This is a genomic window from Leucobacter weissii (genome assembly GCF_017565745.1).
GTDB lineage: Bacteria > Actinomycetota > Actinomycetes > Actinomycetales > Microbacteriaceae > Leucobacter > Leucobacter weissii.
Map to the genome: position 1 here is coordinate 105,576 of NZ_JAGDYM010000009.1, position 14,183 is coordinate 119,758.

Annotated in this window: 18 protein-coding genes and 1 tRNA gene; 4 read left to right on the forward strand and 15 right to left on the reverse strand. The window is 69.2% G+C overall.

Going from position 1 to position 14,183, the window contains the following annotated elements:
• Both J4H92_RS08100 and J4H92_RS08105 read right to left on the reverse strand, forming a co-directional pair.
• Complete coding sequence (locus tag J4H92_RS08100; RefSeq protein WP_208097672.1) at window positions 1–633, reverse strand: superoxide dismutase; 633 nt, start codon at window positions 631–633, stop codon at window positions 1–3.
• On the reverse strand, window positions 630–1,187 hold the full coding sequence (locus tag J4H92_RS08105) for a flavin reductase (protein ID WP_208097673.1): 558 nt from the start codon (window positions 1,185–1,187) through the stop codon (window positions 630–632). The genes J4H92_RS08100 and J4H92_RS08105 overlap by 4 nt, the downstream gene beginning before the upstream one ends.
• A gap of 133 nt (window positions 1,188–1,320) precedes the next feature.
• Between J4H92_RS08105 and soxR the strand changes: the two genes are divergently transcribed.
• Window positions 1,321–1,788 (forward strand): redox-sensitive transcriptional activator SoxR, encoded by a 468-nt coding sequence (gene soxR / locus J4H92_RS08110; RefSeq protein ID WP_208097674.1) that lies wholly within the window; start codon window positions 1,321–1,323, stop codon window positions 1,786–1,788.
• Window positions 1,789–1,833: 45 nt separating this feature from the next.
• On the opposite strand, the gene J4H92_RS08115 is transcribed toward soxR, so the two are convergent.
• A complete protein-coding gene (locus J4H92_RS08115) occupies window positions 1,834–2,403 on the reverse strand; it encodes a hypothetical protein (RefSeq protein WP_208097675.1) in 570 nt (189 codons plus the stop codon).
• A gap of 52 nt (window positions 2,404–2,455) precedes the next feature.
• On the reverse strand, window positions 2,456–3,073 hold the full coding sequence (locus J4H92_RS08120) for a TetR/AcrR family transcriptional regulator (RefSeq protein ID WP_208097676.1): 618 nt from the start codon (window positions 3,071–3,073) through the stop codon (window positions 2,456–2,458).
• 125 nt (window positions 3,074–3,198) lie between these two features.
• On the opposite strand from J4H92_RS08120, the gene J4H92_RS08125 reads away from it, so the two are divergent.
• Window positions 3,199–4,791 (forward strand): MDR family MFS transporter, encoded by a 1,593-nt coding sequence (locus J4H92_RS08125; protein ID WP_208097677.1) that lies wholly within the window; start codon window positions 3,199–3,201, stop codon window positions 4,789–4,791.
• Here J4H92_RS08125 and J4H92_RS08130 read toward each other — a convergent pair.
• The 4 genes from J4H92_RS08130 to J4H92_RS08145 all read right to left on the reverse strand — a co-directional run bounded on the left by J4H92_RS08130 (window position 4,788) and on the right by J4H92_RS08145 (window position 7,715).
• Complete coding sequence (locus J4H92_RS08130; RefSeq protein ID WP_208097678.1) at window positions 4,788–5,225, reverse strand: GNAT family N-acetyltransferase; 438 nt, start codon at window positions 5,223–5,225, stop codon at window positions 4,788–4,790. The genes J4H92_RS08125 and J4H92_RS08130 overlap by 4 nt on opposite strands.
• A gap of 124 nt (window positions 5,226–5,349) precedes the next feature.
• Window positions 5,350–6,459 carry a fatty acid desaturase family protein gene (locus J4H92_RS08135; protein WP_341783046.1) on the reverse strand — a complete coding sequence of 370 codons (1,110 nt, stop codon included), beginning with the start codon at window positions 6,457–6,459 and terminating at the stop codon, window positions 5,350–5,352.
• A gap of 261 nt (window positions 6,460–6,720) precedes the next feature.
• Entirely contained in the window at window positions 6,721–7,260 is a 540-nt protein-coding gene (locus tag J4H92_RS08140; protein ID WP_208097680.1) for a putative immunity protein, read from the reverse strand.
• 92 nt (window positions 7,261–7,352) lie between these two features.
• Window positions 7,353–7,715: a winged helix-turn-helix transcriptional regulator gene (locus J4H92_RS08145; RefSeq protein WP_208097681.1), complete on the reverse strand. Its 363-nt coding sequence runs from the start codon at window positions 7,713–7,715 to the stop codon at window positions 7,353–7,355.
• An 87-nt stretch (window positions 7,716–7,802) separates the two neighbouring features.
• Between J4H92_RS08145 and J4H92_RS08150 the strand changes: the two genes are divergently transcribed.
• Complete coding sequence (locus tag J4H92_RS08150) at window positions 7,803–8,708, forward strand: MFS transporter (protein ID WP_208097682.1); 906 nt, start codon at window positions 7,803–7,805, stop codon at window positions 8,706–8,708.
• Window positions 8,709–8,770: 62 nt separating this feature from the next.
• Here the strand turns inward: J4H92_RS08150 and J4H92_RS08155 are convergent, their stop codons facing one another.
• Entirely contained in the window at window positions 8,771–9,703 is a 933-nt protein-coding gene (locus J4H92_RS08155) for a zinc-binding dehydrogenase (RefSeq protein ID WP_208097683.1), read from the reverse strand.
• Between J4H92_RS08155 and J4H92_RS08160 the strand changes: the two genes are divergently transcribed.
• Complete coding sequence (locus J4H92_RS08160) at window positions 9,694–9,993, forward strand: hypothetical protein (protein WP_208097684.1); 300 nt, start codon at window positions 9,694–9,696, stop codon at window positions 9,991–9,993. The genes J4H92_RS08155 and J4H92_RS08160 overlap by 10 nt on opposite strands.
• Before the next feature lie 359 nt (window positions 9,994–10,352).
• Here J4H92_RS08160 and J4H92_RS08165 read toward each other — a convergent pair.
• The 6 genes from J4H92_RS08165 to J4H92_RS08190 form a co-directional block, all read right to left on the reverse strand.
• Window positions 10,353–10,425: transfer RNA gene (locus J4H92_RS08165), tRNA-Ala, on the reverse strand.
• Window positions 10,426–10,459: 34 nt separating this feature from the next.
• Entirely contained in the window at window positions 10,460–10,867 is a 408-nt protein-coding gene (rsfS, locus tag J4H92_RS08170) for a ribosome silencing factor (RefSeq protein WP_208097685.1), read from the reverse strand.
• Between the two features lie 5 nt (window positions 10,868–10,872).
• The gene (locus tag J4H92_RS08175) at window positions 10,873–12,003 is read right to left on the reverse strand and encodes a hypothetical protein (RefSeq protein WP_208097686.1); all 1,131 of its coding nucleotides are present in this window, start codon (window positions 12,001–12,003) and stop codon (window positions 10,873–10,875) included.
• Complete coding sequence (gene nadD, locus J4H92_RS08180) at window positions 12,000–12,602, reverse strand: nicotinate-nucleotide adenylyltransferase (protein WP_208097687.1); 603 nt, start codon at window positions 12,600–12,602, stop codon at window positions 12,000–12,002. The genes J4H92_RS08175 and nadD overlap by 4 nt, the downstream gene beginning before the upstream one ends.
• 7 nt (window positions 12,603–12,609) lie before the next feature.
• A complete protein-coding gene (locus tag J4H92_RS08185) occupies window positions 12,610–12,825 on the reverse strand; it encodes a hypothetical protein (RefSeq protein WP_208097688.1) in 216 nt (71 codons plus the stop codon).
• A gap of 103 nt (window positions 12,826–12,928) precedes the next feature.
• Window positions 12,929–14,179, reverse strand: a complete 1,251-nt coding sequence (locus tag J4H92_RS08190; protein WP_208097689.1) for a glutamate-5-semialdehyde dehydrogenase — start codon at window positions 14,177–14,179, stop codon at window positions 12,929–12,931.
• Between the last annotated feature and the right edge of the window lie 4 nt (window positions 14,180–14,183).

A 14,183-nucleotide genomic window follows, 5' to 3' on the forward strand; every position in this document is an offset into this window, starting at 1 on the left:
TCAGACGTCGCGGCGCACGATGAGTTCGCGCGCATCGCGCCGCGCGGTTTCGAAGCGCCGCTGCACGTCGCTCCAGTCGACCACGTTCCAGAAGGCCTTCACGTAGTCGGCCCGCACGTTCTGGTAGTCGAGGTAGTAGGCGTGCTCCCACACGTCGAGCTGCAGCAGGGGGACGACGCCGAGGGGGGCGTTGCCCTGCTGATCGAAGAGCTGGAAGATCACCGGCCGCTCCCCCACCGTCTCCCAGGCGAGCACCGCCCAGCCCGAGCCCTGCACGCCGAGCGCCGTCGCGGTGAAGTGCGCGCGGAAGGCGTCGAGCGAGCCGAAGGAGTCCTCGAGGGCCGCGGAGAGCTCGCCCTCGGGATCGCCGCCGCCGTCGGCCGACAGGTTCTGCCAGAACACGCTGTGGTTGATGTGCCCCCCGAGGTTGAAGGCGAGGTCCTTCTCGAGTTTGTTGACGCCCGCGAGATCGCCCGCGGCCCGTGCCTCGGCGAGCTGCTCCAGCGCCGTGTTCGCTCCGGTCACATAGGCCTGATGGTGCTTCGAGTGGTGCAGCTCCATGATGCGCGCGGAGATGTGCGGGGCGAGCGCCGAGTAGTCGTAGGTCAGTTCGGGAAGGGTGTAGGCGGTCATCGGAGGTGTCCTTTCGGTTGGGGTTCGGAGTGCGGAGCGGAGCCGGGCCGGTCGGCATCCCCGGCGAGGGACTGGAAGGCCCGATCGACGTAGACCAGGGGGGCGCCCGTCTCTCCCGGAAGCACCTCGAGCACCTCCGCGATCACGGCGGACGACTCCCCCACCGGAGTGATCTGCAGGGGAGCGCAGCGCAGGGCCGCGCGCACGCCGGGCAGATAGGGTTCGCCGGTCTCGAGCGTCCGCCAGCCCTGTTCGGGGGTGAACCGTTCGCCCCCGGAGCGGGCGAACTGCTGGGCCAGCCCGATGTGGCGGGAGTCGAGCAGGTGCACCAGCAGCGCGTCCGCGGCGAGCAGCGCGCCCGCGCTGCCCGTCGCGCGGGTCACGGAGAACGCGAGGGCCGCGGGATCGACGCTGACCGACGCGACGCTCGATGCGGTGAGCCCGACGGGACCGCCGTCTGCGCCGCGCGCGGTGATCAGCGCGATCCCGGCCGGATGCCCGCGGAATGCCGTCCTGAAGGCGTTCGCGACGTCTCCTCCAGCCCCCGCGCTCACCGCGGGTCTGCTTCTGCCGGAGCTGCGAGTTCGGATCGGGAGGACGCCGGCGGGGACCCGGCTCGTGATTCCAACATGGTTCTCACGCTACAACCTCAAGTAAGGTTGAGGTCAAGCACGAGAGGAGAGGATCATGGGCACGTCGACACCAGAGACCCCGGCGGAGACGCCCGCGCTGCTCTCGGTGGGCGAGATGAGCGCCCGGACCGGGGTCGCCGTCTCGGCGCTGCACTACTACGAGCGCCTCGGACTGATCGCCGCCGAGCGGACGTCCGGGGGGCAACGCCGATACCCGCGTCACATGCTGAGACGCGTGGCGCTGATCTCGGTGGCGAAGCGGCTCGGCATCCCGCTCGCCGACGTGCAGGAGGCCTTCGCGGAGGTGCCGCTCACCTCGACTCCGAGCCACACCGACTGGCAGCGCGCCTCGCGCCGCTGGAAGCGCACCCTGGAGCAGCGGAGGCGCGGCATCGAGCAGTTGGAGCGCGAGCTCACCGGCTGCATCGGCTGCGGCTGCCTCTCGATGAGGGCGTGTCGGCTGCTCAACCCCGACGATCGCCTCGGAGACAGCGGCTCCGGCGCACGCCGGATCGGGCTGTGAGCGACTCGGCCCCTGCCGTGCGACGGGACCCGGATGGGAGCTCGATCAGCGGATGTAGACGTCGAGGTGGTTGCCGACGGTGCCGCGATCGTAGATCTTCCCCGGATGACCGAACGGCGTCTCGAACACGGTGCCCTTGGGGGCCGACCCCGCGAGCACGATGTAGCCGTCCTCGTCGCTCACATAGCCGTCCTCGTTGACGTGGCGGCCGGGGATCTGAAGCCCCGGACCGGGAAGCACCTGCTGGCTGTAGTAGGTGAACTTGTAGCCCTGCCATTCGACTACCCCGCTGAACATGAACTGCTGCAGCGTGTAGAGCGCGCCCGCGACGGCCTTGCCGGTGAAGCCGGATCCACGCTCCGTCCCCGGCACGGCTTCGACCGTCGACACGGTCAGCTCGAAATCCTGCTCGACCGAGGCCGCGGAGGTGAATTCCTGATCCGGCACCTCGGCGGCCATCGCTCCGAGCCCGTCGCGGGCGAAGGCGCTCGACACCGACAGGGGCGCCAGGACCGCGGTGCCGAAGAGCGCGAGCACCGCGGCGGCGGCCCCGATCCCGCGGACGCGGGGCGTCCGGGAAGGGCCCGGGTGATGAGTCGAAGCGGAGACAGCCACAATGCAACGATGGTATCCCACGCGTTCCGCGGGGTAAAGACGAGCAGGCCGCTCAGAGCGGGTCGGCAGGCGCGGGCGGCGAATCCCGGACCACCTCGTCGAGCACGAGCCGCGCCCGTCGGACGAGGTCGGCGAAGCCGACGGTGTCGGAGTCGTCGCGGGACGAGGCGACCGCGATCCAGCGCATGACCGCGCCGAGCAGGCTGGTGAGCATCTCGGCCTCTTCGAGGCGCCGTCGCTCGTCCATCTCGGGTTTCTGCCTTCGGAGACGGAGATCCACCAGTTCGCGCACCTCGTCGTCGACGGCCGCGATCCTCGCCAGGTGTCCGGCCAGGAGCGACGGCACCGACGAGATCGCCTTCATGCGGTCCGCGAGCCGGGAGATCGACGCCCCCTCGGCGGGCGGCGCGACCAGCGACAGCGCATCCTGGAGCATGGGACCGGTGCCCACGATGAAGCGCCTGGCGGCCGGCTCGTCGATGTCCGGGACATCGCGTCCGAGCAGGGCGTCGTCCTTGGTCGGGAAGTGGTTGAAGAACGTCCGCTGGCTCACCCCGGCGACCTCGCAGATCAGATCGACCGTGACCCGCTCATAGCCGCGGTCCAGCACCAGATCGAGCGCAGCGTCCTCGATCGCCGCCGCCGTCGCGGCTCCCCGCGTTCCCGACATCGTCCTCCACCCCTCCGGACTCACGATACACGTCCAGTCGCGAACTGAATATTCAGTTACTGTAGTATTTATCTGCAGTTTCTGCATCTTATGCTGCTCCGCCCCGCACCGAAACGGATCCACCCATGACGACGTCGGCCCCTCTCCTGCTGACCAAGCGCCGCATCTGGCTGATCTTCTCCGCGCTGATCGCCGGCATGCTGCTCTCGAGCCTGGACCAGACCATCGTCTCGACGGCGATGCCGACGATCGTGGGGCAGCTCGGCGGCGTGGAGCACCAGGTGTGGATCACGACCGCGTATCTGCTCGCGGTGACGATCGTGATGCCGATCTACGGCAAGTTCGGAGACGTGCTGGGGCGGCGCAATCTCTTCCTCATCGCGATCGCGCTGTTCACCCTCGCCTCCGTAGGCTGCGCGTTCGCCGGCGATTTCTGGACCTTCGTCGTGTTCCGGGCGCTCCAGGGGCTGGGCGGCGGCGGTCTCATGATCCTCTCCCAGGCGATCATCGCGGACATCGTCCCGGCGAACGAACGCGGCAAGTACATGGGCCCGCTGGGCGCCGTCTTCGGGCTCTCGTCCGTCGCCGGCCCGCTGCTGGGGGGCTACTTCGTCGACCATCTGACCTGGCACTGGGCGTTCTACATCAACATCCCGATCGGGATCGCGGCATTCCTGATCGGCTACTTCACCCTGAAGCTGCCGAGCAAACGACCGGAGAAGCGGCTCGACGTGCTGGGCGTCGTGCTGCTGTCGGCGGCGACGGCGTGCCTGATCTTCTTCACGGACTTCGGCGGGGACGCCGAGCACGGCTGGGCGTCCCCGGTCACGTGGGCCTGGGGCGCGGGTGCGCTGATCGCGGCCTGCCTGTTCGTCCTGGTGGAATCCCGCGCCGAGGATCCGGTGATCCCGCTCTCCCTGTTCCGCAACCGCATCTTCGTGCAGACCACGGCGATCGGCTTCACCCTCGGGATCGGCATGTTCGCTGCGATCGGCTTCGTACCCACCTTCCTCCAGATGGCATCCGGAACCTCTGCCGCGGCCTCCGGGCTGCTTCTCCTGCCGCTCATGGCGACGATGATGGGCGCCTCCATCCTGTCGGGCATCCTGGTGTCGAAGACCGGCCGCTACAGGATCTACCCCATCGCCGGGCTGGGCATCACCATCGTCGCGCTCCTGGCGATGACCACGCTGACCGCGAGCACGCCGATCTGGCTGATCTGCGCCTACCTCGCGGTGTTCGGGCTCGGGCTCGGGCTCGTCATGCAGATCATCGTGCTGGTCGCGCAGAACGCGGTGCCCGCCGACGAGATCGGCACCGCCACGAGCACCAACAACTACTTCCGCGAGGTGGGCGCCTCGCTCGGCACCGCGGTCTTCGGGGCGTTCTTCACGACGCGCCTCACCGAGCGCCTCGTAGCGGCGTTCTCGGGCGCGGGAGCGGACCCGGACGAGGCGGCGACCGCGACCGCGACCATCGATCCCGAGACGCTGCGCAGTCTTCCCGAGCATCTCCGCGAGGGGATCGTCGACGCCTACGCGGAGGCTCTCGCCCCGGTCTTCTGGTACGTGATCCCGTTCCTCGCGGCTGCGCTGATCGTCGCGCTGCTCCTCAAGCAGATCCCGCTGTCCGAGCAGGCCGGTCTCGTGGCGCGGGGCGAGGCGATCGGCGGCGCGGAGGCCGAGCAGCAGGAGGCCGAGCAGCGGCGGCGGCCCTAGGAGGGCTGCCCTCCGGCGTCGCCGGGGCTCGCGACCCGCTGGTGCATGCCGATCGCGCCCGTGCTGGAGAACCCCAGGGACTCGTACACGCCGTGCGCCTCCTCGCTCGCGAAGAGACCGATGAAGATGTCGGTCCCCGGCGGTGGACGCAGCAGATCGATCAAGCGGGCGACGAGCTCGGTGGCGATGCCCTCCCCCTCATGGTCGGGGTGGACGATCACGTCCTGGATGTAGGCGTACTGCAACCCGTCCCCGACCGCGCGCGCCATCCCCACCGCTCCGTCCGCGTCGTCCAGGTAGACGACGCCGGCGATCGACCCCCTCAGCGATGCCGACCGGAGCTCTTCGTCGAAATGCGATTCCCACCCCACGGATGCGGCGAGCGCGGCATGCTCCTCGGGTGTCGCCACCCGCTCGACCACCCGCCCGCTCATGCCGCCGCCCCTGTCTCGTGACCCATGATCCTCCTCGTTCCCCCGCGTTCGTCTCGATGGACCGCGTCTCGTCTCGTCAGCGGGACCCCGCGGCCCGGCGGTGCCCCTCCGGTCCCGGGCACCGTCACCCCCTCCGGTACTGCGCGACCATGGGGCAGCCGAAGGGATCCCGTGCGGCGAGGCCGACCCGATTCAGATAGTCGATCACGATGGCGTAGGAGCTCCACAGCGACGTCTCCGTGTAGGGGACGTCATGGGTCTCGCAGAACTCACGTACGATCTCCCTGGCCTTCGCCAGATGCGGGCGGGCCATGCTCGGGAACAGATGGTGCTCGATCTGGTGGTTCAATCCTCCCATGAGGGACGTCGCCCACCATCCGCCGCGAATGTTCCGCGAGGTGCGGACCTGTTTCGAGAAGAAGTCGATCTTCGCGTCCGGGGCGATGACCGGCATCCCCTTGTGGTTCGGGGCGAATGAGGCCCCCATGTAGACGCCGAACACGGCCATCATGACCCCGGTGAAGGCGAAGGCCATCCCGAGTGGGAGCAGCACGAACACCGGAGCGAGCACGACGGCGAACCGCGCGGCGACCATCCCGAGCTCCTGCCAGCGACGCTTGACCGGGCCGCGACCCAACAGGTATCTGAGACTCTGGACGTGAAGATTCAGGCCTTCGAGGGTGAGCAGCGGGAAGAACAACCAGCCCTGGCGCCGGGTGATGATCCGACGCAGCCCCCTCGCCTGCGCCGCATCCGCGTCGAGGAAGGAGATCGTGTCGACTTCGATGTCGGGATCCTTGCCGACCCGGTTCGGGTTGGCGTGGTGACGGCTGTGCTTCGCATCCCACCAGGAGTAGCTCATGCCCGCAACGGCGGCCAGCGCGCTCGCGAGGCGGTCGTTCGCGGGGCCGGAGGAGAGGATCTGACGATGCCCGGCCTCGTGGGCGAGGAAGGCGACCTGGGTGAACAGGATGCCGAGGGCCGCGGCGATGAGCAACTGGAACCAGCTGTCCCCGAGGAGGACGAACCCCGCGATCGCCCCGCCGAAGCCGAGGACGAGCGCGCAGCCGACGAGGAGGTAGAACCAGGGGGTTCGCCCCAGGAGCCCGCTCTCCCGCACGACCTGCGACACCTGAACGTAGGCGCGGGCGATCGGCGGAAAATCTTCCTTCCGGGCATAGGTCTGTCGGATCGGTCCGAGAGTGCTGGAGCTAAAGACAAGGCTGGATGAGATGAGAGCGCCCTTTGCTGAAGCCGGCGGTCCTTTCGGGTGCCGGAGGAGTGGGGCCAAAGGGCAAGTGCCGATCGCCTGGTTCAAGGCTAGGGGCTCCTCCCGCGCGGACTCGGAATATGGCATGGGAATCGGCGCATTGCCAGGTTCGTCGGCGAACCGGTCTCCCCCGTCCGCGCGGTATGCGGACTACATCCGATCATCAGCGTTCAGAGACCCTGCTTTGACGGCTCACGCCTCTTGCACGTCGAGGTAGAGCTTCAGCTATCGGGCGGGGGCCAGGTCTGCTTGGATCTCACGGATCGTCTGTGCGAGCATGCCCGACGACAGGAGCCCCGCCCCCAATGGCCCTGATGAGTCTTCGCCCAAGAGCGGCAGACGGGACAACGCGGCACGAGCGTCCGACGTCATGTGCTCCAGTTGCCAGCGAACCTCTTCGCGGCGCGCAGTCTCCTGATCGCAGGAGGCAAGTGAAGCCGCCTTTGCCGCATATGCGGCAGCCCCCAACGCGTGAGCGCCCATGTGGGCGACAGCAGACGCCTGTCCAGCAGCTCGGGCGGCCGCTACAGCGGCGGGAGACGTGACGGACTGCGCCGCGCGCCCAGCCAGGAGCCTTCGCTTGATCTCGCCGGCTGCGTCGAGTTCACCGCGCCCATACGCGCGTGTCCGCTCGATGCCGTCTCGTGCCCGGTCGTCGTCCGGAGCCTCAGCCTCGAACAGCGGCAGAACCCGCTCGGCGCAGTCAGCCGCCCACAGGGCGACGAGACGCCGATCGGCGTCGTCGAGTGTCTGGGGAGAGGCCATGCATCAAGGCTCTCACGATGTGCTGAGTCCTCGTTTGCAAGACGCGTGCGAGCTCAACCCGGGCTCCGCGGGATCGTGCGGGCCTGCTTCCGCTATTGCTGGTGCTCGGCGATTTCGGCGGCGTGGTCGCTGAGCCAGTCGAAGACGCCCGCGAGGGGTTCTGCGGCGCTGCGGCCGAGATCGGTGAGGGTGTAGCTGACGGCGGGCGGGACGGTCGGGATCACGTGGCGTTCGACCAGGCCGCTCCCGGTGAGGCCCCGGAGGGTTTGCGAGAGCATCTTCTCGCTGACCCCGTGGATGCGGTTGCGCAGTTCGAAGAAGCGATGCTCGCCGTCGCGCAGGGCGACGAGGATGAGGAATCCCCACCTGCTCGTGAGCTGGTCGAGCACGATGCGGCCGGTGCAGTCGCCGTCGAAGGCGTTCGTCGACGGATCGATCGCGGTGATGCTGGCCATGGTCTGCCGCCGTCCTTACCTCGGGGTCGGGCCGTGAGCGCAAAGTGCGTACTTCCCCATGGTAAGCCTCTTGCCTACCGTACTGGCATGAGCAGAACGCAAGCCGAAACCGCGCCCCCGATAGCCGCACGCGACAGCGCGGTCTCGGCAGCACTCACCCTCGCCGTCTTCGGGTACGCGCTGGCGCAGACGCTGGTGTTCCCAGCGCTGTCGACCATCCAGACGGATCTCGGCGCGACCCCGGCGGTGGGCGCCTGGATCGTGTCGGGGTTCCTGCTCTCCGGTACGATCCTGAGCCCGGTCCTCGGCGCGCTCGGCGACACGCACGGGCCGCGCCGCGGCCTGCTCGCCGCACTGTTGCTCGCAGCACTGGGCGGGATCGCGGCCATGATCGCGCCGAGCACGATCGTGCTGATCGCGGCGCGGATCGTGCAGGGCGTCTCCCTCGGCATCCTGCCTCTGTCGTTCGCGATCGTCAGGCGCAGCATATCGCCGCACCGCCAGCAGTCTGTCTCGGGACTGCTGATCGGGGCGATCTCCTTCCCCTTCTACCTCCTCCTCCCGCTCTGGGCGCAGGCACCGACGGTGCAGACCGACGCGGGATCAGTGGGGTTCGGCGGCACGATCACCCTCGCCGGCCTCATCCTGCTCGCCACCCTCGCACTGACGCTCTGGCACGCCCAGATCTGGCAGCACGTCGTCTGCTACGCCCTGGTCGGGCTCGGCACCGGCTTCGTGTTCGGCTCCCAGCCCCGCCTCATCGCCACCCACGTCCCGGTCACGCGCACCGGCGCTGCGAACGGATTCAACAGCATCGCCCGCAGCATCGGCGGCATCCTCGCCACTCAGATCATCGCCGCGATCGTCGCCGCCGCCGCACACGATGCGCCGATCACCGACCAGACCCTCACCACCGGTCTGCTCCTGACCGCAGCACTCGCCCTCGCGGGGATCCTCCTCACCCCGCTCACCGCCACAGGAGCACACGCATGACCGACACCGCCCGAGTTCGATGCGCACCGGCCTCGGGCGCTGACGAAGCTCGTTCGGAGGGGTCAGCTGGGAGCATCGGGGTGGGCCACGCGGAAGACCACCCTTCCGGACGGTCGAGGCGCCCCCTGTTCGATCCAGTTCGCGAGTTCGGTCCATGCGCGGGGGTCGACGTCGCCGACCTCGAGTTGCTCGTCCGCCGCGAGGGAGGCCATCTCAGCGGCGAGGTCGGGTTCCGACCCGAGGAAGAAGCTCGTGATCGAACGCCCGGATGTGGTGGGATCGGCGACGAACGCGCCGGAGGGGAAGTGCTCCTCCGCACCGGCTGAGTGGCCGAGTGCGATGACGGTGCCGCCTGGCTCGAGGAGGGCGTAGGCGTCGACGAGGTGCTGCCCGCCGAGCATGTCGATGGTGCCGTGGACGCGAGATGCCACCGAGGAGAGGGTGGTGTGCGTCTCCTGCGCACCGAGGCGACGCAGGGCGGCGTGCCGGCGTGCGTCGCGTGCGACGGCGACGACGTGCGCGCCGGAGCGGGCGGCGAGTTGCACGGCGATCCGCCCGACCGCGCTCGTGGCGCCCACGATCAAGACGCGTCGCCCGAGGATCGACCCGAGTCTCCGCAGGGCGCGCAGGGCGCTGGTCGCAGGGACCGGGAGCGTGGCGAGGCGTTCCGATTCCGCGGCGGGCGGGGCGGTGGCGGTGGTCGCGTGAGGCACGGCGCGGCGCTGCGCCCAACCGCGGGCGCCGAGCCCGAGGAAGAGCACACGATCGCCAACGCGCGGTCCTGCGCCGTCGGCGGCGGCCGCGAGCACGATGCCGGCTCCGTCCCAGCCGGGGACCGACCCGGTCGGAGCGCCGGGGAGGGCGGCGAGATCGCCGGGATTCGGAGCGAACGCCTCGACGCGAACCAGCACCTCGTGCGGAAGCGGAGAGGGCTCTGCGACCTCGCTCAGCGTCAGCCCGCCGGGTGCGCCGGGAGTCGTCGTCCATGCCAGCATTCCGAACCCTCCTCATCTCGACCGTCGTCACCACCTCGCAACCTGCGGCGATCGGTCTCTATTCCGCACGAGTGAGGACCGGCCCTTACTTCGAGGCGGCCATCTTCCGGGAGTGTTCCTCTCCTGTCCGGCTCACCCTCGAAGCGGAACGGCTCAAACGCGTCCACGCCCACGACGCCGACGCGATCCCCGTCGACCTGCGCAAAAGCGGACAGGACCGGATGCACGACGCCATCGCTGAGATCGGCGCACGACTCGACCGGCTCCACGAGCGCTACGCCGACGCCTAGAACGGGCTGCACAAGCTCCTAGAGGTCCTCACCGGCGGCGAGACGACCTCTGACCAGAACGCGAACCCGCCGAACGGCGCATCCTCGACCACGCGCTCTTCACCAGAACCATCATCGACGACGAGGAGAACGTCACTTTCGAAGCCTCGCCGGCCGTGAACGCGGTCACCTCACACGACCACGGCGACAGCCTCGAACTCGCCTCCGACCCGCCGCCAAGCGGTCTTCATCAGCGGCAAGATTCGACTTGCGAGACCCTGGTGGACCTGGGGGGGGGGGCACGGAATCCCCAAAGGCGAAAGCATCGCTTTCACCGGATTCCGTGGCGAGTCCGAACGAAGAGCCGCGAGCGGAGCGAGTGGATCTGAGGGGACTCGAACCCCTGACCCCCTGCATGCCATGCAGGTGCGCTACCAGCTGCGCCACAGACCCGGGAAGTCGGGCGAATGCTCACCCGACAACTCTCCTACTCTACACCAGGTGGGGGTTGCTCCTGCAAATCGGCTGCGCCGCCGAGGTACGGAGACACGTCGATGGCGGGGCAGTCCTTCCACAGCCGCTCGAGCTGGTAGAAGTCCCGCTCCTCCTGGTGGAACACGTGCACGATGAGATCACCGAAATCGAGGAGCACCCACCGGCCGCCTTCGCGGCCCTCGCGTCGGAGCGCGTCGATACCGAGCCCGGCCAGCCGATCCTCGATGCTCTCGGCGATGGCCTGGACGTTGCGCTCGACGCCTCCGCTGAGCAGGAGGAAGACGTCCGCGAGCGGGAAGAGATCGCCCACCTCGAGGGCCACCGGCGCCGTGGCGCCCTTCCCATCGGCAGCGCGAACAGCCGCTTCGAGCTGCGCGCGCACGTCCGGAGTCGACGGCATCGCGCTCATCCGAACAGGCCGCTGCTCGCCGCCCACGCGAGCAGGGCACCCACGCCGAGCACGAGACCGCCTCCGGTGAGGATCAGCGCAAGCGGCACCTTGCTCTTCTCCTTGGTCGTCTTCGCCACGACCTGCCCCTCCGTCACGCGGGCGCTCACCGCCCGCGCAGCCGACACCGGCGCGATCCCACCGGCGGGAACCACCTCTGCCTCATCGTCGTCGGAGTCGGGATGCAGCTCGACGGAGTCATGCAACGCCGTATGACCGCCGGTCTCGCCGAGAGACTTGGGCAGCTCGATCGATCCGGTGACGAACAGCTCCCCGGTCTCGCCGAGCGGGCCGGAGAGCCCCGTGGTCTCCGGCAGATTCGGCAGGATGAGCGCCGAGCTGTTGGTCGATGCCGCGGCACCCTCCTGCGCGACCGCGCGCGAGATCAGATCGTCGAAGGCCCCCGGGCTCTCGGCGCCCCCGGCGGCAGCGGCGCGCCCGCCGGGATCGTCGAACACCGAGACGTTCTCCTCGAGCGGGGCGATGTCCGGGAACGAGTATCCCCGCTCCTGCTTCGGAGCGCCATCGGGCCGCACCGTCCCGTCATCGGCCTGCGCAGCACCGTCGACCGGCTGCGCGGGCGGTTCCCCGACCGGCGGCTCTGCCGCCGTCGCAGGCGAGTCCTGGGGGGGCTCGGACGGAGCCGGCAGCGGCCCGGCGGAGGGATCATCCGCAGTCGGCTTTGCGGCAGGCGGCGCGGCCGCCTCCGCCTCCCGAGACTCCTGCACCGTGAACGCCTGGGTCTCGGCGAGCCGCGGATCGAACTCGTCAGCGACGGACTCTGGCCCTTGCTCCGCCTCGGCCGCCTGAGTGGGGGCCTCCTGAGCCGGCGGCGCGGCCGCGCCGCGCTCGGCCAGCAACTGCTCGCGCAGCTGCCGGATCTCCCGTCGGGTCCGGGGGCGACCGTGCTCGTCGAGCGGCGAGATCTCGATCCCGGCGTCATCGCCCGGACCGGGCGCCGCCGCTGCGGCCGCCTCCGCCGTCGGCTGCTGCTCGGCCACCGGAGGGGCGGTCTCCGCCTCCACGCCTAATCCGCGCAGGCGGCGCTCGCGCCGCGTCAGCGGCCGATCCGCTTCTTGCTCACTCATTCGCTGTCGTCACTTTCTTCCGCATACAGGTCGTGCTTGGCGATGTACTGCACCACTCCATCGGGCACGAGATACCAGACTGGATAGCCGCGGGCGACACGGCTGCGGCAGTCGGTCGATGAGATCGCCAAAGCAGGCACTTCCAACAAGCTTACGTGTTCATCAGATAATCCAGAAAGCGAGAGCTCGTGGCCGGGCCGCGACACCGCGATGAAGTGGGCGAGCGGCCAGAGCTCCTCCACGTCCTTCCAGCTGATGATCTGCGCCACAGCGTCGGCGCCCGAGATGAAGAAGAGCTCCACGTCGGGCATGGCCGCCCGCAGATCGCGCAGCGTGTCCACGGTGTAGGTGGGGCCGGCACGGTCGATCTCGATCCGGCTGACGGTGAACCTCGGGTTCGACGCGGTCGCGATGACCGTCATCAGGTAGCGATGCTCGCTATCGGTCACTCCGGTCTTCTGCCAGGGCTCGCCGGTGGGGACGAACATCACCTGGTCGAGTTCGAAGCTGTGGGCGACCTCGCTCGCGGCGACGAGGTGACCGTGATGGATCGGATCGAAGGTGCCGCCCATGACACCGATCCGGCGACGGCGCGTCATCGCGCCTCTAGTGGTGCTCTCCCTCGCCGCCGTGCTCACGCGCATAGGCCTCGGCCTTCTCCGCGTGACGGTTCGCGACGTCTCGGAAGCTGAAGGTCACCGCCGCCATGGCGACGAACAGGATGAACATGATGACGCCGAACAGCGGAGCGGGGAACCAGAGCTCGTTGACGACGTGATGGCCCTCCTCGGCGGCGAGAACGGCAGTGGCGAGAATAGACATCAGTACTCCGGCATTCCTACGGTGATCGTTGATCTTTTGCACCAAGTGTACCGGCTCGGGAGCTTCTCGTTGCGCACCCCGCGCACCGATCTCCGTCGGAGTATCAGCGGATCTGCCCGCTGCCCCGGACGAGCCACTTCGTGCTGGTCAGCTCCTGCAGTCCCATGGGACCGCGGGCGTGCAGCTTCTGCGTGGAGATGCCCACCTCCGCGCCGAACCCGAACTCGCCGCCGTCGGTGAACCTGGTCGAGGCGTTGACCATGACGACAGCGGAGTCGACCTCGGCGAGGAAGCGCTGGGCGTTCTCGTAGTCCTCGGTGACGATGGCCTCGGTGTGCCGGGTCGAGTACCGCTCGATGTGCGCGAGAGCCTCGTCGAGGGAGTCCACGACCCGCACGCCCATCTCGAGGGCGAGATGCTCGGTCTCCCAGGTGGACTCTTCCGCCGGGGAGAGCCCGTCGGCGAGCCCGCGGGTGCGCTCGTCCCCGTAGAGCGCCACGCCGCGGTCGAGGAGCGTCTTCGCGAGCCGCGGCAGCAGGCGATCGGCTGCGTCGCGGTGCACGAGCAGGGTCTCGGCGGCGTTGCAGACGCTCGGGCGGTGCGTCTTCGCGTTCTCCACGATCGCCACCGCCGTATCGGCGTCCGCGCTCGCGTCGACGAACACGTGGACGATACCCGAACCGGTCTCGATCACCGGAACGGTCGATTCCTGCACCACCGTCGAGATCAATCCGGCGGAGCCCCGCGGGATCAGCACGTCCACGTACCCCCGGGCGCGCATGAGCCGCGTGGCGCCCTCCCGCCCGAACTCGTCGACGGTCTGCACCGCGTCGCCGTCGAGCCCGACGCCCGAGATCGCCTCCTGGATGAGCTCCACGAGCACGCGGTTCGACTGCTCTGCCGCAGTGCCGCCGCGGAGCACCGCGCCGTTGCCGCTCTTCAGCGCGAGCGCGGCGATGTCGACGGTCACATTCGGCCGGGCCTCGTAGATCGCGCCGACCACGCCGAAGGGCACGCGCACCTGACTGATCTGGATGCCGTTGGCGAGGGTGCTCCCCCGCAGGATCTGCCCCACCGGATCCGGCAGCGCGATCACCTCGCGCACCGCGGAGGCGAGCCCGTGCAACCGCGACTCGTCGAGGGTCAGGCGGTCGAGCAGCCCCTCGGTGAGCCCCGATTCGCGGCCGCGTTCCAGATCGAGACGATTCGCCGCGACGACCCGAGGGACCGAGCCCTCGATTCCAGCGGCGATCGCCTCGAGCGCCGCATTCTTCTGCGCGGCCGTCGCGGTGGCCAGGCGACGCGCGGCCTCTCGCGCGCGAGAGAGACGGTCGAGGAAGGGATCGTTGCTCATCCCT

Coding starts and splice junctions, on each gene's coding strand:
- J4H92_RS08100 (WP_208097672.1), bottom strand. CDS start 633: ATGACCGCCTACACCCTTCCCGAACTGACCTACGACTACTCGGCGCTC.
- soxR (WP_208097674.1), top strand. CDS start 1,321: ATGGGCACGTCGACACCAGAGACCCCGGCGGAGACGCCCGCGCTGCTC.
- J4H92_RS08120 (WP_208097676.1), bottom strand. CDS start 3,073: ATGTCGGGAACGCGGGGAGCCGCGACGGCGGCGGCGATCGAGGACGCT.
- J4H92_RS08125 (WP_208097677.1), top strand. CDS start 3,199: ATGACGACGTCGGCCCCTCTCCTGCTGACCAAGCGCCGCATCTGGCTG.
- J4H92_RS08130 (WP_208097678.1), bottom strand. CDS start 5,225: ATGAGCGGGCGGGTGGTCGAGCGGGTGGCGACACCCGAGGAGCATGCC.
- J4H92_RS08140 (WP_208097680.1), bottom strand. CDS start 7,260: ATGGCCTCTCCCCAGACACTCGACGACGCCGATCGGCGTCTCGTCGCC.
- J4H92_RS08145 (WP_208097681.1), bottom strand. CDS start 7,715: ATGGCCAGCATCACCGCGATCGATCCGTCGACGAACGCCTTCGACGGC.
- J4H92_RS08150 (WP_208097682.1), top strand. CDS start 7,803: ATGAGCAGAACGCAAGCCGAAACCGCGCCCCCGATAGCCGCACGCGAC.
- J4H92_RS08160 (WP_208097684.1), top strand. CDS start 9,694: ATGCCAGCATTCCGAACCCTCCTCATCTCGACCGTCGTCACCACCTCG.
- J4H92_RS08155 (WP_208097683.1), bottom strand. CDS start 9,703: ATGCTGGCATGGACGACGACTCCCGGCGCACCCGGCGGGCTGACGCTG.
- rsfS (WP_208097685.1), bottom strand. CDS start 10,867: ATGCCGTCGACTCCGGACGTGCGCGCGCAGCTCGAAGCGGCTGTTCGC.
- J4H92_RS08175 (WP_208097686.1), bottom strand. CDS start 12,003: ATGAGTGAGCAAGAAGCGGATCGGCCGCTGACGCGGCGCGAGCGCCGC.
- nadD (WP_208097687.1), bottom strand. CDS start 12,602: ATGACGCGCCGTCGCCGGATCGGTGTCATGGGCGGCACCTTCGATCCG.
- J4H92_RS08185 (WP_208097688.1), bottom strand. CDS start 12,825: ATGTCTATTCTCGCCACTGCCGTTCTCGCCGCCGAGGAGGGCCATCAC.
- J4H92_RS08190 (WP_208097689.1), bottom strand. CDS start 14,179: ATGAGCAACGATCCCTTCCTCGACCGTCTCTCTCGCGCGCGAGAGGCC.